Source organism: Streptococcus minor DSM 17118 (genome assembly GCF_000377005.1).
Classification (GTDB): Bacteria; Bacillota; Bacilli; order Lactobacillales; family Streptococcaceae; genus Streptococcus; species Streptococcus minor.
On record NZ_AQYB01000033.1, the window covers coordinates 657,454 to 676,871 of the forward strand.

The 19,418-nt window shown below is 41.4% G+C and carries 17 protein-coding genes, 1 pseudogene and 1 other annotated feature; of the genes and pseudogenes, 3 read left to right on the forward strand and 15 right to left on the reverse strand.

Annotated features, from left to right (window positions below; genetic code table 11):
* The 3 genes from F602_RS0109550 to F602_RS0109560 all read left to right on the forward strand — a co-directional run bounded on the left by F602_RS0109550 (position 1) and on the right by F602_RS0109560 (position 3,156).
* Positions 1–2,241 (forward strand): ATP-dependent Clp protease ATP-binding subunit, encoded by a 2,241-nt coding sequence (locus F602_RS0109550; RefSeq protein ID WP_018167758.1) that lies wholly within the window; start codon positions 1–3, stop codon positions 2,239–2,241.
* A gap of 102 nt (positions 2,242–2,343) precedes the next feature.
* A complete protein-coding gene (locus tag F602_RS0109555; protein ID WP_018167759.1) occupies positions 2,344–2,793 on the forward strand; it encodes an NUDIX hydrolase in 450 nt (149 codons plus the stop codon).
* Positions 2,794–2,853: 60 nt separating this feature from the next.
* Complete coding sequence (locus F602_RS0109560) at positions 2,854–3,156, forward strand: DUF1827 family protein (protein WP_018167760.1); 303 nt, start codon at positions 2,854–2,856, stop codon at positions 3,154–3,156.
* Between the two features lie 128 nt (positions 3,157–3,284).
* Here the strand turns inward: F602_RS0109560 and ileS are convergent, their stop codons facing one another.
* The 15 genes and pseudogenes from ileS to typA form a co-directional block, all read right to left on the reverse strand.
* Positions 3,285–6,083, reverse strand: a complete 2,799-nt coding sequence (gene ileS / locus F602_RS0109565) for an isoleucine--tRNA ligase (RefSeq protein ID WP_018167761.1) — start codon at positions 6,081–6,083, stop codon at positions 3,285–3,287.
* 12 nt (positions 6,084–6,095) lie between these two features.
* The gene (locus F602_RS0109570) at positions 6,096–6,539 is read right to left on the reverse strand and encodes a GNAT family N-acetyltransferase (RefSeq protein ID WP_018167762.1); all 444 of its coding nucleotides are present in this window, start codon (positions 6,537–6,539) and stop codon (positions 6,096–6,098) included.
* Between the two features lie 21 nt (positions 6,540–6,560).
* Positions 6,561–6,778, reverse strand: a binding site (T-box leader).
* A complete protein-coding gene (locus F602_RS0109575) occupies positions 6,779–7,477 on the reverse strand; it encodes a DivIVA domain-containing protein (RefSeq protein WP_018167763.1) in 699 nt (232 codons plus the stop codon).
* Between the two features lie 8 nt (positions 7,478–7,485).
* Positions 7,486–8,280 carry a YlmH family RNA-binding protein gene (locus F602_RS0109580; protein WP_018167764.1) on the reverse strand — a complete coding sequence of 265 codons (795 nt, stop codon included), beginning with the start codon at positions 8,278–8,280 and terminating at the stop codon, positions 7,486–7,488.
* Between the two features lie 6 nt (positions 8,281–8,286).
* Positions 8,287–8,547 (reverse strand): YggT family protein, encoded by a 261-nt coding sequence (locus F602_RS0109585; RefSeq protein WP_018167765.1) that lies wholly within the window; start codon positions 8,545–8,547, stop codon positions 8,287–8,289.
* A 5-nt stretch (positions 8,548–8,552) separates the two neighbouring features.
* Positions 8,553–9,110, reverse strand: coding sequence for a cell division protein SepF (locus tag F602_RS0109590; protein WP_018167766.1), 558 nt, complete (start codon positions 9,108–9,110; stop codon positions 8,553–8,555).
* A gap of 9 nt (positions 9,111–9,119) precedes the next feature.
* Entirely contained in the window at positions 9,120–9,791 is a 672-nt protein-coding gene (locus tag F602_RS0109595; protein WP_018167767.1) for a YggS family pyridoxal phosphate-dependent enzyme, read from the reverse strand.
* A gap of 1 nt (position 9,792) precedes the next feature.
* Positions 9,793–11,013 (reverse strand): cell division protein FtsZ, encoded by a 1,221-nt coding sequence (ftsZ, locus tag F602_RS0109600; protein WP_018167768.1) that lies wholly within the window; start codon positions 11,011–11,013, stop codon positions 9,793–9,795.
* A 23-nt stretch (positions 11,014–11,036) separates the two neighbouring features.
* A complete protein-coding gene (gene ftsA, locus F602_RS0109605) occupies positions 11,037–12,410 on the reverse strand; it encodes a cell division protein FtsA (RefSeq protein ID WP_018167769.1) in 1,374 nt (457 codons plus the stop codon).
* A 157-nt stretch (positions 12,411–12,567) separates the two neighbouring features.
* Positions 12,568–13,713 (reverse strand): cell division protein FtsQ/DivIB, encoded by a 1,146-nt coding sequence (locus tag F602_RS10645; protein WP_018167770.1) that lies wholly within the window; start codon positions 13,711–13,713, stop codon positions 12,568–12,570.
* Entirely contained in the window at positions 13,691–14,782 is a 1,092-nt protein-coding gene (locus F602_RS0109615; RefSeq protein ID WP_018167771.1) for a UDP-N-acetylglucosamine--N-acetylmuramyl-(pentapeptide) pyrophosphoryl-undecaprenol N-acetylglucosamine transferase, read from the reverse strand. Before F602_RS0109615 ends, F602_RS10645 begins: the two co-directional genes overlap by 23 nt.
* On the reverse strand, positions 14,779–16,137 hold the full coding sequence (gene murD / locus F602_RS0109620; protein ID WP_026183406.1) for a UDP-N-acetylmuramoyl-L-alanine--D-glutamate ligase: 1,359 nt from the start codon (positions 16,135–16,137) through the stop codon (positions 14,779–14,781). Before murD ends, F602_RS0109615 begins: the two co-directional genes overlap by 4 nt.
* Positions 16,138–16,306: 169 nt before the next feature.
* A pseudogene (locus F602_RS10505) lies at positions 16,307–16,986 on the reverse strand (hydrolase).
* Between the two features lie 83 nt (positions 16,987–17,069).
* Positions 17,070–17,327: a DUF3165 family protein gene (locus F602_RS0109630; RefSeq protein ID WP_018167773.1), complete on the reverse strand. Its 258-nt coding sequence runs from the start codon at positions 17,325–17,327 to the stop codon at positions 17,070–17,072.
* 21 nt (positions 17,328–17,348) lie between these two features.
* Positions 17,349–19,190, reverse strand: coding sequence for a translational GTPase TypA (gene typA, locus F602_RS0109635; protein WP_018167774.1), 1,842 nt, complete (start codon positions 19,188–19,190; stop codon positions 17,349–17,351).
* Positions 19,191–19,418: the final 228 nt, after the last annotated feature.

The window sequence follows — 19,418 nt, forward strand, 5'->3', positions numbered from 1 at the left end:
ATGCTTTGTCAAAACTGTAAAATAAATGATGCAACCATTCATCTCTATACAAATCTTAATGGGAAACAACAGCAGGTTGATCTCTGCCACAACTGTTACCAAATTATGAAGACAGACCCTAACAATGCGATTTTGAAAGGGCTGGGTGATTTTGGAAATCCTAATAATATGGATCCTTTTAGCGAATTTTTCAACAATATCGGTGGCTATCCTGGCAAAACACCTGCTGGACGCCAACCGGATCAAACGCCACCTACCCAATCTGGTCGTAATGGTGGTGGGGGCTTCAAACAGCCGCCTCAACAACCGCAACAGGCAAGCGGTTTACTAGAAGAATTTGGTATTAATATCACTGAGATTGCACGCCAAGGAAATATCGATCCAGTCATCGGTCGTGACGAAGAAATCACACGTGTCATCGAAATTCTTAACCGTCGCACCAAGAATAACCCTGTCCTCATCGGAGAACCAGGGGTTGGTAAGACAGCTGTTGTTGAAGGCCTTGCCCAAAAAATTGTTGATGGCTCTGTTCCCCAAAAACTCCAAGGTAAAGAAGTCATCCGTCTAGATGTTGTCAGCCTGGTCCAAGGCACTGGCATTCGTGGACAGTTTGAAGAGCGCATGCAAAAACTAATGGAGGAGATCCGCAACCGCAAAGAAGTCATCCTCTTTATCGATGAAATCCACGAAATTGTAGGTGCAGGTGCAGCGGGCGATGGCAATATGGATGCTGGTAACATTTTAAAACCGGCCTTGGCTCGTGGTGAGTTGCAACTGGTTGGCGCAACCACCTTAAACGAATACCGTATCATTGAAAAAGATGCGGCACTCGAACGGCGGATGCAGCCTGTCCGAGTTGATGAACCATCTGTTGATGAAACAATTACCATCCTAAAGGGCATTCAAGCCAAATACCAGGATTACCATCATGTGCGCTATACCGATGCGGCTATTGAAGCTGCTGCTATCCTTTCCAACCGTTACATTCAAGATCGTTTCTTACCAGATAAGGCTATTGACCTTTTGGATGAAGCTGGATCCAAAATGAATTTGACTCTGAACTTTATCGATCCTAAAGAGATTGATCAGCGCCTTATTGATGCTGAAAATCGTAAGGCTCAAGCTACTCGTGATGAGGACTACGAAAAAGCAGCTTATTTCCGAGATCAAATTGCCAAATACAAGGAAATGCAAAAAACCAGCCTCAATGAAGATGATATTCCGCTTATTACTGAAAAAGAAATCGAAGCTATCATTGAGCAGAAAACCAATATCCCAGTCGGCGAACTTAAGGAAAAAGAGCAATCACAGCTCATTAACCTAGCTGACGATCTCAAAGCCCATGTGATTGGTCAAGACGAAGCTGTTGACAAGATTGCAAAAGCAATCCGCCGTAACCGTGTCGGTCTGGGTGCTCCAAACCGCCCTATCGGCAGCTTCCTCTTTGTCGGACCAACTGGAGTCGGCAAGACGGAGCTTTCCAAACAACTTGCTATTGAACTCTTTGGTTCCGCTGATAGTATGATTCGCTTTGATATGTCCGAATATATGGAGAAACACAGCGTCGCCAAACTAGTCGGAGCACCTCCCGGCTATGTCGGTTATGAGGAAGCTGGCCAGTTAACTGAGAAAGTTCGTCGCAATCCATACTCTCTCATCCTTCTGGATGAGGTCGAAAAAGCTCATCCAGATGTCATGCACATGTTTTTACAAGTCCTGGATGATGGACGCCTGACAGATGGGCAAGGACGTACTGTCAGCTTTAAAGATGCCATTATTATCATGACATCCAATGCTGGTACGGGCAAGATGGAAGCCTCTGTTGGCTTTGGAGCAGCTATGGAGGGTCGTACCTCTTCTGTGTTAGGACACCTTGGTGACTTTTTCAGCCCAGAATTTATGAACCGCTTTGATGGTATTATCGAATTTAAAGCCCTTGACAAATCCCACCTACTCAAAATTGTTAACCTCATGCTAGATGATGTCAATGCCCGCCTCTCTAGCAACGGTATCCACATCCATGTAACAGATAAGGTCAAGGAAAAATTGGTTGATCTAGGCTACGATCCCAAGATGGGAGCGCGGCCACTACGACGTACCATCCAAGATCAAATCGAAGATGCCATTACCGATTACTACCTAGAGCATCCAAATGACAAGGAGCTTCGGGCAGTGATGACCTCAAATGGTCGTATTGTCGTGAAATCTGCTTATAAAGAAAAGGCTGAAGCCCCACTTTAGTCCATAGAAACTAGCTTTTGAGCTAGTTTTTTTGCTTTTAGGGGTAGAATTGTCATATTATTTTTAGTATAATATCTCTAATCAACAAAGAAGGGGATACTTATGACAGTTCCAATTTTTGGAGAAAAGGTTACAGGAGTGGACTATCAGGTTCGTTACGGAGTCTATGCCGTCATCTCCAACCCTGAACAAACAAAAATTATTCTCGTTCAAGCTCCCAATGGAGCCTGGTTCTTGCCAGGTGGTGAAATTGAAGCAGGTGAAAATCATCTGACTGCCCTAGAGAGGGAATTGATTGAGGAATTGGGTTTCACAGCGACTATCGGACAATACTATGGACAGGCAGATGAGTATTTCTACTCCCGTCATCGTGATACCTACTACTACAATCCTGCCTACCTCTACGAAGTAACAAGCTACTTAGAAATTGGACAACCCTTGGAAGATTTTAACAACCTTGCCTGGTTCCCAATCGACCAAGCCATTGAAAAACTCAAACGGGGTAGCCACAAATGGGGGATTGAACAGTGGAAAAATAGAAAAAGTGTATAAAAAAGCTAGAAAAATCACCATAAGCGTGCTATAATAAGTCCAAATAAGAGGAGGTCTAGCATGAAATTAATCAATACGACCAACAGCCATCTGCAACTTGTCCAGAATCAATTAGAAAATACTGATGCATTTTTAGTGGAAACCTATTCAGCTGGAAATACGGATGTTATTTTCACTCAGGCACCCCTTCACTATGAATTGCTCATCACCAACAAATATCGAGCTGTGCTCCCAAGAGAAATTGAAGCTATTCGTGATTTTTTCTTAAAACGTAAAATTGATACAAGTACAATCAATCCTGAAAAAATCCAGACCATCCACACTGAGCGATTGATTGAAATGTCTATTCCGATTGAACCATAAAAAAGTAAGCCAAGACTTACTTTTTTTGCTTAACATAACAAAATTAAAAAATCTTCAATCCATATTCTTTTGGTGTATGGATTGAAGATTTTTTTTATTTTGGGAACTACCATCCCATTCTCATTATTTTATTTGCCATTTCCTTCGAATCCTTCTGCAACAGCTTGAGGGAAGTTTTCTTCCAGAAGGCCGGCACAATAATCACAGATACGGGCATTGTAACTACGTTCTGCTACTGTTTCATCAATGCGGCGGCAACGATCACAAACATCCCCTGCAGCACGATCAACAGTAAAGGCAACACCGTCAAAAACGATAGCTTGTGCTGGAGCAGTGTCCTCTGTGATAGTCAGCTGAGACACAATCAGTAACTGTGCAAGATTACTATCTAAGCTAGCTAAGAGTGTTCGAACTGGTTCCGAAGCGTAAATTGTCATGTGAGCTTCCAGAGACTTACCAATAATTTTCTCGTTGCGGGCTTCCTCCAGAGCTTTTTGAGCTTGAGTCCGAAGAGTCATGAAAGACTCCCATTGTTCAAGAACTGCTTCTTGGTCAGGGAAAGTTTGTACTTCTGGCATCTCTGCCAACTGAACAAAATCCTCTTTCTCAAACTCCAGATAAGACCAGATTTCTTCAGCAGTATGTGGGATAATCGGTGTCAAAAGCTTGGTTATCTTCACTAAAATATCATAGAATACAGTCTGCATCTGGCGACGGGCTACTGCATTTTCAGCCTCAATATAGACAACATCTTTGGCAAAATCCAAATAGAAGGCAGATAAATCAACTGTAATAAAGTTCACAACTGCTTTATAGATAGTCAAGAAATCATAGTTATCATAGGCATTGCTGATTGTTTTGACCAAACCATTAAACTTGATAGTCATGTACTTATCGACTGGGCGAAGGTCTTCATAGGCTACAGTATGAGTTTCTGGATGGAAATCAGATGTATTTGCAATCAAGAAACGAAGGGTGTTGCGAATCTTCCGATAAGTTTCAGAGACCTGACCCAGAATGTCCATGGACACGCGCACATCATTATCCGTATCCACAGAAGCTACCCAAAGCCGGAGGATTTCCGCTCCATATTGCTTGGCAACATCGTTTGGTGAGATGATATTGCCCTTGGATTTTGACATTTTCTCTCCCTTACCATCTAGAACAAATCCTTGTGATAAGATGGATTTGTATGGCGCATGACCGTTAACTGCCACAGAGGTAATCAAAGAAGAATTAAACCATCCACGGTACTGGTCAGATCCCTCCAGATAGAGATCCGCTGGATAGGCTAAACTCTCGCGAGCATTCATAACACCATTCCATGAGCTGCCTGAATCAAACCAGACATCCATGATATCTGTTTCTTTTTCAAAGATACCATTTGGTGAACCTGGATGGCTGAAGCCAGCTGGCAACAAGTCCTTTGCATCACGCTCCCACCAGATAATAGAGCCTTCTTTCTCAAAAAGGTCTGCCACATGATCGGTCACTTCCTTAGTCATGATAGCTGTTCCATCTTCTGCATAGAAGATAGGTAGCGGAACTCCCCAAATACGTTGACGTGAAATCACCCAATCACCACGATCCCGAATCATGTTGTAAAGGCGTGTGTGTCCCCAAGATGGGTAGAATGTTGTATTGTCAATTTCATCCAAAATTTCCTGACGGAATTTAGACACAGAGGCAAACCATTGCGGTACAGCTCGCCAGATGATTGGTTTTTTTGTCCGCCAATCAAAAGGATAGGAATGGTTGATAACTTCCTTAGCCAATAGTAAATCGCCCAGTTTTTCTAGCACAGTTGGTAAGACCTTATCATAAAATTGGCCTTCAAAATCTGGACCAGCTGATTCATTCATGAGACCACGACTATCAACAGTGACTGCTACTTCCAAATTGTACTGAATGCCGACATTGTAGTCATCCTCACCAAAACCTGGAGCCGTATGGACAATACCCGTACCAGAATCTGTGCTGACATGATCGCCCAAAATTACCAACTCTTCCACATGAGTATCCCAAGGGTGCTCGGTAATGATGTATTCTAATTCTGAACCCTTATATTTTCCTACGATATCGAATGATTCCCAACCAAATTTAGGTGCTAAACTATCCAGAAGAGCTTCGGCTAAGATGTATTTGCGGTTAGAACTAGCAGGCTGCACAGCAACATAGTCAACTTCTGCTCCCATTGTCAGACCGCGAGAAGCTGTGATAGTAAAAGGTGTGGTTGTCCAAACAACGATATAGCTGTCTGTATCTAAGATTCCCTTACCGTCCTTGACCTTATTGGCATAGTAGAGGGAGGTCGAATCAATATCATGATACTCTATTTCTGCCTCAGCTAGAGCTGATTCAGATGACCATGACCAATACACTGGCTTCGCACCTCGGTAGATATAACCCTTATCTGCCATAGCACCAAAGACACGAATTTGAGCAGCTTCAAATTCAGGATAGAGGGTCACATAAGGATTTTCCCAATCACCGGAAACCCCTAAACGCTTAAAGTCTTCACGTTGTTTGTCCACCTGAGAAAGTGCATAATCACGACACATCTTCAAGTAGGTCGCACGGTCTAATTCCTTGCGTTTTACTCCTTGCTTAGCCAATACTTGCTCAATAGGAAGACCATGAGTATCCCAACCAGGAACATATGGAGCTAGAAAGCCTGACATAGACTTAGAACGAACGATAATATCCTTTGAAATCTTGTTGAGAGCGTGTCCTACATGGATATTTCCATTTGCATAGGGTGGGCCATCATGTAGGTGAAAGGCTGGTTTCCCAGCATTTAATTCTTGCCGTTTAGCATAAAGATTCGCTTCTTCCCAGCTCTTTTGCCATTGTGGCTCCTTATTAGGGAGACCAGCACGCATCGGGAAATCAGTTTTTCCTAAATTCAGGGTTTCTTTCAGTTTCATTTTTTCTCCTAACTATTTGACATCCAGTGTCATGACAATTTCGTTTCCAGATGGACCAATACTTTTAAATCTCAGTTTATCCAATATCCCACGCATGCGATGATTTCCCATAACATAGCTCACTCGAAGACGGTGACAGTCCTTATCTGCTTTAGCCATCTGAATCACCAAATGCATGGCTTGTTTACCATAACCTAAATTTTGATATTCCTTACCAATCATCAAGCGCCAGACACAGTATTCCTTTTTCGGTTTATCCTTCAGTAGAAGAAGAAACCCAACTACTGCCTCCCCACTCATAATGGCATGAGGGAATACTTGATTTTTTTCTCGCAGAAGCCAAGCTTGCGCCAAAGAATAAACATTGGAAGCAACACGACGTTTGTCTTGCTCTGCCAGAGACAAATCAATCACTTGATCAAAATTAGTCTCATCTACTATTTTTAATTTTATCATAATAAATAAAAAACTCCCGTCAAAAAGGACGAAAGTTCGTGGTACCACCTTAGTTTAGACAGAGTTTCCCCTGTCCCTCAGTAACTCGTAACGAGAGTTAATCGTCTCTCCTTACTAGAAAACTTTCAGGAGAAAAACCAGCAAAAGGATGGCCTTCGATTGAGGAATTGCAGGTCTTCCACCGTCACCTGCTCGCTAAAAATATCATATCAAAGGCGTTTCTTGCTCTTGGTTAGTATTTATTCTGTTTCTTGTTGTTCAACATCCTCATGATGGAAATCAGTATCCATTTCAGATGTATGACGCTGTAACTCTTCAAGCTCTTCTGGAGTCAGCTGACGAGTCATTTCTAAATCTTCTTCTGTCACAGTAGGAGTCTCATCCAAAGCCTTTTCCAAAACTTCACGGAAAGCCTCATCAGATGTTTGTAAATAGGTAGCCGTTGGTCGAAGAATATCTTCCCATTCAGAAGAATTGATAAGTGACAACTGACTCTCCACAGTTGATTTTAGGCGTTGATGGAAAAGACGGGTCTTGTTTTTCAACTCCTCAGTCTCCACAACAATTTTCTTAGCATTATCTGTTGCTGAACGCAGGATAGCATTGGCCTTATCTTTGGCTTCATTAAGAAGATTTTGCGCATCATATTCGGCTTGTTTAATGATATTTTGTGCCTGTTCTTCTGAAGCATGTTTTACTTTTTCAGCTGTATCCTGAGCCAAGATAACAGACTGGCTCAAAGATTCTTTCATCTCATCAAAAACTGAAAGGCGATCTTTCAAAGATTTGATTTCTGTTTCTTGAGCATGATTTTTATGCACGAGGTCCTCATAATCACGAGTAACAATATCCAAAAAATCGTCTACTTCCTCGGCATTATAGCCTCTAAATTTGGTGCTAAACGTTTTATCTTTTAATTCTAATGCTGTAAGTGCCATAGCGTCTCCTACTTTTTAATAATTTCAATATCTAATTTTAACTTGCCTTGCTTAGAGAAACCTAAAAATTCCTTTAATTTCAATCGGCCAAATCCCCGCACGCTGACTAACTGTCCTATTTCCAAGACCTTGCTAGCTTGCTTAGCTTCCTTATAATTAACTTTGACATGACCTGATTCGATAAGTTTAAGCGCATTGGAACGTGAAAGTTTAAATCCAACAGACACCAGCTTATCCAAACGCAGACTGGATAAGAGGACTTGATGACTCTTATAATCCTGGTTTGTCTTTAAAGGAAGCTCTGATAAAATATGTTCTTTCCAAGTGACAGGTACACGGGATATTTTAGAAACTGTACTTTTAGCTAACTCTCCAAATCTTCTTTCGACGAGCACAAAAAGTTGCTCATCACCCACTAAGATATCCCCTATAAATTCTCTTCTGATGCCCAGTTGATTTAAAAGAGTTCCCAAAACCTGGGCGTGGCTTAACTGATGAAACTTCCTAGGATAACAAATTTCAAGTGCCATGATACTAAAATCTTCTTCATTAAGACAGTAATAATCTGGCGCAACGATGACCCTTGTAAATTCTGTTGGAAATAGCTGACGACTAGAGTACATCTTTAAATGGAAGTGACCAGTAAGTGACTGGAGAATCTCCTCCTCTCTTGGATTGAGAAAAGAAGTCAAGTGGTAAGAATATCTTTCATCTACCTGTTGGCATAGCCCAATCATTTTTTCAACAAATGCTTGCTCATCCTGACTAAAATGTTGAAAAAGTCCCTCTATTTTTTTTATCATACACAGCTAGAAGAAAAGGAGCATTCGGAATAAAAATCTGGAAATAATATTTAGGACTATCCAAATAACAAAGATGGTCCAGTCTAAACCAAAAAATTGTAAATTTAGTTTCCGAAAAGGATTCAAGACAGGCCGAACTAGTGAAACAATCAGTTTGCCAAATGCAGTATCATAAAGACTTGGTATCCAAGTGAGGACTACATAAGCCAACAAAATATAGGAGTACAGCTCAATAGCTCTCAAAAGGATGAAAATAATAAAGTGCATAATCGTTACCGTCTCATATCATAGTCAAAATGCGACTCTGACGAAGTTGAACTCGTTGAACGCAACTCTTCTATCTTTACAGTTACATTCACAGGTGTTAAAAGCCACATAGTATTCGATACTTTTTTCAAGTTTCCTGCCAATACCGATCGCGCACCGTCAAGGTAATCTAGACAACGGCGGGCCTGAGTTTCAGACATATATTGGAAGTCAATCAAGATGCTAGCATTTTCCAAAAGTAGATTGACAATCTCGCGTGCTTCTTCATACTTTTTAGGAAACTTGATATCGATTGTTGTTTTTTTTGCATCTACTTCTGATTGCAATTCTTGCTGACGCTCATGCAAACGTTGCAGATTGTTTCTTTCAACAGGAAGTTGGGAACGATTCTGTGTTCGTCTCATTTCCACTGGTTCCTCCCTTTCTGCATGTGCTTGAACAGGAGCTATTCTCATTTTTGGAGCATCATTTTCCATACGATAGCTTTCTTGGTCTTCTCCATCTACAGAGTCATCAATTTCAAAGTAACTAAGTATCCCTTTAAATTTATCTTTCAGTGCCACTCTATTTCCTCACTTAAAAAATGCTGTTCCAATACGAACAAAGGTTGAACCATTTGCAATTGCTTCCTTGTAATCACCACTCATACCCATACTCAATTCTGTAAAAGGCATATTGGGAATTCCAAGTTGTTGTAATTCTTTTTGCAAAGCGTGTGCTTTTGAAAAAATATCATTGAGTTGGGCAACATCCGCTCCGAAGGGGGCCATCGTCATGATGCCAACTAGTTCAATTTTTTCGTATTCTTTGATTGTTTGAACTGCTGAATGGACTTCTTCCACCAACAAGCCATGCTTGCTCTCTTCTCTGGAAATATTTACCTGAAGAAAACATTTGATGGGCTTGGTCGCTCTTTTTTGAATCTCCTCAGCTAATTTAACAGAATCTAGGGCATGAAAATAATCAAGATAATTAATAATATCCTTGACCTTACGCCTCTGAAGGCTTCCAATGAGATGCCAAGTCAGCTTCTGATCTGCCAAAGCCTCATACTTTTCTAGAAATTTATCCACTCGATTTTCACCGATATGCTCAATTCCAGTTTTTATGAGGTCTTTAGTAATAGAGCTGTCAACATATTTTGTGACAGCTATAATATTTACTGATTCTTGTGAGCGATGAGCTTCCTTAGTTGCCTGAGCAACTGCTTGAAAAATCTCATCTCTATTCTTTTGAAGATTCATTTTAACGATTTCTAAAGAATGGTGGGGTATCTAACTCATCTTCGTCCTCTTCAATAGAAAACTTTTCAACAGATACAGCTGAATGTGCTTCTGAATCATGTGTCCGAAGAATATTTTCACGGCGAAGATCCCATTCACCAAAAGCTGATGTTTTTGGTGCTTCTGTGTGTGCCGTATTACTTGCTACAGGAGTTGGAGTATCAAAACGTACTGGACGAGTCAAAGCATTTGAAACTTCACGTTTATGTACAGATTTTTCCACACCATCTTGTCGCACACCAGTGGCAACAACTGTTACACGGATTTCGTCCTTCATAGTATCGTCAATAGAAGTACCTAACCAAATGTTGACGCCTTGACCAGCTGCTTGATGAACAATTTCAGATGCTTCTTCAGCCTCTGTCAAAGTCATGTCATAACCACCTGTTACGTTAACGATAACATCCTCTGCTCCATCAATAGTTGTCTCAAGAAGTGGTGAGTAAATTGCTTTACGTGCTGCTTCAAGAACGCGTTCTTCACCTGTACCGATACCGATACCCATGAGAGCATTTCCTTTGTTCTCCATTACAGACTTCACATCAGCAAAGTCCAAGTTGATAAGACCTGGGTTTGTAATCAAATCTGTAATCCCTTGAACACCCTGACGAAGGACATTGTCCGCTTCGCTCAAAGCTTCAATCAAAGGAGTCTTCTTGTCAACAATTTCAAGTAGGTTGTTGTTTGAGATAATTAAGAGAGTATCGACTTGTTCACGAAGACCTTCGATACCTTCAATAGCAAAGTTCCCACGCTTGTTTCCTTCAAAACCAAATGGGCGAGTAACAACAGCTACTGTCAAAGCTCCAAGTCCCTTAGCAATGCGAGCGATAACAGGTGCAGCACCTGTACCAGAACCTCCGCCCATACCGGCTGTGATAAAGACCATATCCGCACCGGTAAGAACGTTTGTCAAGGCTTCTTCGCTCTCCTCAGCAGCCTTACGACCAACTTCGGGATTACCACCTGCACCCAGACCACGGGTCAACTTAGGACCCAATTGGATAACTGTTTCAGCTTTTGAACTGCTCAAAGCTTGGACATCAGTGTTTGCAGCGATAAATTCAACACCTGCAACACCCTCCTCAATCATGCGGTTGATGGCGTTACCACCACCACCACCGACACCTATTACTTTAATGACAGCACCTTGTGTCGCTGCTGTTTCAAATGAAAATGTCATAGTATCAATCACCTTTTCTTATTTTACTCAAACATACTTCCAAAGATACCGCGAATGCGCTCGCCAATTTTGGTTTTTGGTTCTTCATCATCAGTAGCAACATAAACAGGAGTATCTTCTAAAACGTTCTCTTCTCCTTGCGGTTCCTGCGCTACTACTTTTGGAACGTTCGGTGCAAGAGCGGGACGTTTAGAAGTGACTGGAATATCAACTGGTTTTTGACGAAGATCCGCTTCACCATTCACTGCTACTTGAGCCAGTTTTTCGACTTCATCCAAACCACCTACATACTCAACGATACTGATGACATGGGCAAAGGATGGGTTACGAATGCCAATTTGGTTTGGAACGTATAATTTTGTATTTACACCAAAAATTTCTTGCGCCAATTCTGTAATACCTGGTAAGATAGCACCACCACCAACAAGGACAACGCCTCCTGGTAGTTCCAGAGCACGAGTACGCTCCAAATCTTGTTTTACACGTGTAAAGATTTGACGAAGACGAGCTGCGATAACTTCTGATAGGTAGCGTTCTGTCACTTCAACTGGGTTGCTTTCACCAATTACTTCAACTGTGAACTTCTCTTTGTCAGTTGCTTGTTGCGGATAAGCAACACCATAGTTAAACTTCAAGTTTTCAGCAATGCTTTGTGAAGTTGTCAAAACTTTTGAGATATCCTTGGTGATGTAGTCACCACCTTCTTGGTAGATATTTGTGTACTGCAACTCTTGTCCGCGCATCACAGCAACCGTTGTCTGACCACCACCAAGATCAATGACTGTTGCACCAAACTCTTTTTCCCCTTCGTTAAGGATAGAGCGTGTCAAGGCAAGTGGAGAAATGACAATGTTTTCTACTTGTACACCTGCTCGCTCAACTGTCTTACGAAGATTGTGCAAAATGGTGCGAGGACCAGTGTACAACAAACCACGCATTTCCAAACGAATCCCCATCATACCGCGTGGATCTTTAATTCCTTGGAAACCGTCCACTACGAACTCTTCTGGGATAAACGAAATAACTTCACGTTCTGGTGTCATGCTCTTGGTAAGGGCAGACTTTACAACATTCTCCACATCCACATCTGTAATTTCTTGTGAATTGGTTGTAACCGGAATCATACCTTGGGTTGGCTCAATTTGAAGCAGGTTAGCTGGCAAACCAACATTGACCTTATCAATCCGAATCCCTGCCTTTTCTTCAGCCTGAGCAAGGGCTGCCTTGATAGCATTTGCTGCTACATCAATATTTACAATAATACCGTCTTTAACACCAGCACTTTTGACATTGCTGACGCCAATGACATTCATTTGTCCATCAATATACTCTGCAACCAAAACCTTGATGGTGCTGGTTCCAATATCTAATCCCGTAAAAAAGCCATTTCTAGCCATTCTATCAGTCCTCTCTTACTTCCGACTATTTAAATGATTCTCCTATTTAGGAAAAATAGAATTATTCATTCTTCATTATAACATACAATCTCTTAAAATGGGGAGAATAACCGCTTTTTCCCACAATTTTTTCAATTTTTTTAGATATTTTTCCTAGTTACGGACTAGCATAACTAAAAATGCCGACTTCCATATCAATGATACTGGCCACCTGTAATTTGGAGGCTATTTTTTCATAATACGGAAGCTTATAATCGATATCTGAAAGTGGTACTAAAACTTTATGCCCACTAAACATGGTCAGGGTCAAAAGATCATTGGTGACCTTGCTAGGAGTTAGCTGAATATCTTGTATATCTGACAAAATAGACTGGTTCACTGCTGTCAACTGTAAGACCAATTTCTTAATCAATTCGAGATCCGTCAGGTGAATAGTCGTGTAAATAGGGGGAAGTTGTTCCTGAGAAGTTTCGGTTTCAGATACATCACCACTTGATAAAACAGAATAGTACTTATCACCTTGCTTGACAAAACCAATTTGGTTGTACTCTTGAATAGAAATTGTGAAGGTGTTAGGAAATGCAAATGAAACGGTCACATCCTTAACCCATGGGCTAGAATGCTTGATATTATTCTCATGACCTGACTTGTTGAGAATCGTAGATAAAATATAGTCTTCTTTTCTGATGAGGCTATCTTGTACAATCTTCGAAGACTCAACATGTTCGTTTCCTTCAACAATAATTTGTTTCAGCTTTCCTAAGGGAGAAATGAAATAGAGGCAAATCATAGCAAACGAAAGTGCTATTGAGATAATGGGAACTGTTTTCCAAATGAGTTCTTGAGGAATTTTTTCATTTTGAGAGTCTCTTTCTTGCTTCTCCTCTGAAAAAGAAGTCTCGTCTATGGATAAAGGGTCCATCGTGGGCTGCTTAGCTTTCTTAAAGAAAGAATATTTTTTCTTGCTTTTGATTTCTTTTACTTTTTCTTTTTCTTTTTCTTTTTTAGAATCTGCAGTGGTTCTTTCTATCTCACTTTTTTGAGCCAAAAAAGCTTCATGGCGTTCTTGCCATTTTAGAAAAAACTCACTGGGTTCTGAAGTCGTTTCTTCCTGTTTCTCTTCAACCAGACCATCTTGATTTTCAAGTTCTTCTGCTAGCTCTTCTTTTGTACCTTCATGTAGCAGTCCACTATTCTCTATGCCCCCTTCAAAAGCGGACTCCCCTGTTTGGTCATTGCCTTTCTGAGGAGAAAAATGACGTTTTTCTGAGTCTGTTTCTTCATGTATGTCTTTTTCCGTCATGATGCTCCTTTCCGTCCACATCTGCCCTCAGAAGAGCATAAAAACTATCCACTGACTGGATTTCATTTGTGTGGGTCATTTTTTCTATATACTGTTCTTCTTGGGCAAACACTTCTTGAATAGTCTTCAGTAGATGTTCAAGATTGAGCTGGCTTTCTTCTAGTTGTTTAGCATAGCCTTTTTCTTCAAAGTAACGAGCATTTTCAAGTTGATCTCCTCGGCTGGCTTGTTTTCCTAGAGGGATTATGAGGTGAAGTTTTTTCATGGCCAACAATTCAAATATGGTGTTGGAACCACCACGTGTCACCACCAAATCCGCAACTTCCATCAAGGGTTGATACAAATTTGTCACATAATCCACTCGGTAGAGGTTTTTTGTGAGTTTATTGAGCGAGGAGTTTCCTGTTAAGTTAATAATATTAAATCGCTTAGTTAATTCTTCTTCGTGCTGAGTGATAAAATCATTAAATACCTGAGCACCTCCAGAGCCACCAACAAATAAGAGTGTCTTTAGCTTATGATCAAAATGAGACAAAATATCTGGAAGTTGAATGGGGATAATATTATTTTTAACACCAACCTTGGTTACTGCCCCTACATGCTTAACCTTTATCAAACTGGGGTCCTGTTCAAAGGTAGAGTACATGGTGTTTGCAAATCGATAGGCAATCTTATTGGCCAAGCCCATAGAAAGATCTGACTCGTGTACAAAGACAGGAACATTCAACAATTTAGCTGCAATCACAGCTGGCACAGAAACAAAGCCTCCCTTAGAAAAGAGGGCTTGTGGCCTGATTTTTGCAATAATCAAGAGAGACTGAATAACCCCAAAACCAACTTTAAAAACATCTAAAAGATTCTGCCAAGAAAAATATCGGCGGAGTTTTCCAGTGGCAATCGAATGGAAAGTGATATCCAATCCCGAATTAGTGATTTGCTCATGTTCAATGCCATGTTCATCACCAATATAGTGCACCTCCCAACCGTCCTCAATAAATCGGGGAATCAGAAGGAGATTGAGAGTCACATGACCCACTGTCCCTCCTCCTGTAAAGACTATTTTTTTCATGCTTGTTCCTTTAATTCATCCACGGTGGCCAGAAAAAGATCGCCCCGCACTTCAAAATTAGCATACATATCCCAACTAGCATTAGCTGGGCTTAAAAGTACGATATCTCCTGCTTGGGACAAGGCAAAAGCCTTACGCGTTGCATCAGCAATATCAGTCGCATCAACATAAGATACTCCCGCCTTGTCTGCAGCCCGTTTGATGCGTTCAGCTGATTGACCCAAAATGACCATTTTTTTCAATCCCTGAATATCGGGGATAAGATCATCAAATTCATTTCCTCGATCTAATCCACCAGCAATCAGGATAACCTTGCTATTGTCAAAACCAGAAAGTGCTTTTTGTGTGGCTAATATGTTAGTTGATTTACTGTCATTATAGAAGGAAATATCATTGATTTTCCCTACATATTGGAGACGGTGTTTGACGCCACCAAAATGAGAAAGAGCTTCTTTGATGGCTTGTTTGTCGATACCGAACCATTTAGCTACAGCGATGGTTGCTAAAGCATTTTCAACATTGTGGCTACCAGGAACGCCGATATCACTAACTGTCATGACTGGCTCGCCTTTGAAACAAAGAATCTCTCCTTCTAAATAAGCTCCATCTACTATCTCAGTAGTTGAAAAAGGTATCACGGTTGCTTGCGTGCGAACAGCTAACTCACGGGATTCTGCTTGGTTAAAGTTGAGAATTACAACATCCTCTGGGCCCATCTGACTTTGGATATTCCATTTAGCTTCGATATAAGCTTCTATTGATCCATGATAATCAATATGAGTAGGTATAAGATTGGTCAAAACAGCAATATGGGGTTTAAAATCTTGGACCCCCATAAGCTGGAAGGAGGATAATTCCATCACCAAAACATCTTCTTTGGTAGCTTCTTGAGCCACACTGGAAGCTGGATATCCGATGTTCCCACAAAGTTTTGCAGATTGACCACCTGCATTGAGAACCTCGGCAATCATGGTTGTTGTCGTGGTTTTGCCATTGGAGCCTGTAATCCCGATAATAGGGGCATCTGAAACCAGATAAGCCAATTCAACTTCTGTCCAGACTGGCATCCCTTTTTGGAGAGCCTTTTCTACCATAGGGTTATCGTAACGAATACCTGGATTTTTCACTAATAGGGCAAAATCCTCATCTAATAATTCCAAGGGGTGGCTACCACAGATGACACGGATACCATCCTCTAATAAACTTTGGGCAGTTGGGTTCTCATCAAAGGGCTTACCATCATTGACTGTGACGATAGCTCCTAGTTTATCTAGTAGTCGGGCTGCGGATTCACCAGACTTGGCTAATCCGAGTACCAAAACCTTTTTATCTTTAAAATCTGTTATGTGTTTCATATCCTTGTCCAATCTTTCTAACTCATCTATTTTACCTTGATTTGGCTTGTTTTTCAAGCCGAAGTAAACAGGAGCAAAAAGAAAAAAGAAAGAGTCTAGAAAACCCTTTCTAAAATAGGTATGATTCAATGACTAGTCCAGTCCACCTTTTGGTTGACATATTGGCTCACTAATAACCTTTTTCTTCCGTTCTACGATACTTGTCCATTTTGATTTTAAAGAGCTCAGCATTACTAGGTGGAGTAAAAGTAATGGCGTTAGCACCTGCAGCAATTGTTTCTTCTACACTTTCTAGACTAGGGCCACCAGTAGCCATGATAGGGAAATCAGGATAACTCTTTCGAATATCGGCTACGATAGCAGCTGTTTGACTACCGCCACTGACATTGAGGATATCTACCCCTGCTTCGATTCTGGAGGCAATATCTGCCTTGTCAGAGACAACGGTGTAAATGATGGGGATATCAATCATTTTATTGATAGTGCGAATAGTTTGGACATCCGTTGGGGCATTGACCACGGCAGCAAAGGCTCCTTCTGATTCAGCAAGCTCATATTAGCAGAGCGATCACCTGTTGTCAGTCCGCCCCCTACTCCTGCAAAAACAGGAACAGAAGCAACTTGCATAATACTCTTGAGAATAGCAGGATTGGGTGTAAAAGGATAAACAGCCAGAACTGCATCCGCATTGTTGTTGGCGATGATGGAAACATCTGTGGTAAAGATGACGGACTTGATTCGGCGGCCATATACTTTAATTCCAGAACAATGTTTGATATTTGCTGGTACTTCAACAATCTCATGACGCAAATCTGACATCACAGAAGGAATATACTTTTTCTCCAACATAGGCAAGTCCATTTCGAGTTTATTTAGTCTTTTTATTGTAACATAAAAAGCTTGAGGCTACTAAATGTCCCAAGCTCTTAATCTTATCTTTTTTTGGTAGGGATAGACCGAGGCATACGATAAATATCCCACATCGCCCAGAGACCTACGACAACCATGCTTAGGCATAACCAGATTTCTGGTGGCGATTGGACCACCCTCAAAGTCCCTAGAATCAGGGCGATCACCAGCCCGACTAGAAGGAATACAGAGGCGACTAGGTTCATGGTTCCCTTGATGTTGCGTGGAGCAGCAAAGATATAAAACAAGACTAGCATAATTGCAATAATCAAGTAAAACATGACTAATCCCTCTTTCTGTCATTATTCGGCTGTTTTTTTCTTTTTATTAGCCTTATCACGCTCAGCTTTATTGAGAATTTGTTTGCGAAGGCGAATAGAAATTGGTGTTACTTCCATGTACTCGTCATCATCTAAGAACTCCAAGGACTCTTCTAGTGTCAAGATACGCGGTGTCTTGATAACAGATGTCTGGTCCTTGGTTGCAGACCGAACGTTGGTCATTTGTTTAGCAGTTGTGATGTTCACACCAAGATCGTTTTCACGAGCATTTTCTCCGATAATCATGCCTTCGTATACTTCTGTACCTGGATTAACAAAGATGGTACCACGTTCCTCGATACGCATGATGGAGTATGTAGTTGCCTTACCTTGATCGATGGAAACAAGGGCACCACGGTGTCGACCACCGATTTCGCCTGGAATAACTGGCAGATATTGGTCAAAGGTGTGGTTCATGATACCGTAACCGCGAGTCATTGATAAAAATTCTGTAGAATAGCCAATTAAGCCACGTGCCGGTACTAGGAAGATGAGGCGTGTTTGGCCATTTCCAACCATCTGCATATCCAGCATGTCACCTTTACGTTCTGAAAGGGACTGGATGATAGCTCCTTGGTATTCTTCTGGGGTATCAATTTGCACGCGCTCGAATGGTTCACATTGAACACCGTCGATCTCCTTGATAATCACTTCTGGACGGGATACTTGCAATTCGTAACCTTCACGACGCATGGTTTCAATCAAGATAGAGAGGTGAAGCTCTCCACGACCTGAAACTGTCCATTTATCTGGTGAGTCAGTCGCTTCAACACGCAGAGACACATCCGTCTGCAATTCTGCCAAGAGACGTTCTTCCACCTTACGGGATGTGATCCATTTTCCTTCACGACCAGCAAAAGGTGAGTTATTGACCAAGAAAGTCATCTGTAGAGTCGGTTCATCAATACGGAGAACAGGAAGCGGCTCCACACAGTCCGTTGGTGTAATGGTCTCCCCAACGAAAATGTCTTCCATACCAGACACAGCAATCAGCTCACCAGCCTTTGCTTCCTTAATTTCTTTGCGCTCCAACCCAAAGAAACCAAAGAGTTTGGTGACACGAAAGTTTTTAGTAGTTCCATCTAGTTTAGAGAGGGTTACTTGGTCACCAACCTTGATGGTACCGCGGAAAACCCGACCGATACCAATGCGGCCCACAAAGTCGTTGTAGTCCAAGAGCGATACCTGAAACTGCAAAGGTTCATCTGAATTGTCAACTGGCGCTGGAATGTGCTCAATGATGGTATCAAAAATAGGTGCCATGGTTGTTTCCTGATCAGCTGGATTATCGGATAAAGAAGATGTTCCGTTGATAGCTGAAGCATAGACTACTGGGAAATCCAGTTGATCATCATCTGCTCCAAGCTCAATAAAGAGCTCCAACACTTCATCCACAACTTCAGCCGGACGAGCAGAAGGCTTATCAATTTTGTTGATAACAACGATTGGAGTCAAGTCTTGTTCCAAAGCTTTTTTCAATACAAAGCGGGTCTGAGGCATGGTTCCCTCATACGAATCCACAACCAAGACTACGCCATCCACCATTTTCATGATCCGCTCAACTTCGCCACCGAAGTCCGCGTGCCCTGGAGTGTCCATAATATTGATTCGAGTACCGTTGTAAGCAACAGCTGTATTTTTCGCTAGAATGGTGATACCACGCTCTTTTTCGATATCATTTGAGTCCATGGCACGCTCAGACAGCTCAGTCCGCTCATCTAGGGTTTGAGATTGTTTGAGCAATTCATCCACCAAAGTTGTTTTTCCGTGGTCAACGTGAGCAATAATTGCAACGTTGCGGATATCATTTCTTAATGCAGTCATTTTTTCCTCTTTAATAATTAGTTTTGCTAAAGAATTATAACACAGTTTAGAGCAAAAGGGCAGCATTTAAACAATGTAAATGTTTTCAAATAGTTGACAGAAAGTTGCAACTGAAATGGGGGGAAACAGTTGAATACCTTGATAAAAACCAAGGATTTCTCAACAGCTATTTTCTTTATTGGAAGAGCATGGTACAATTTATCTAAGAAATCAATGACTAGGAAGTAA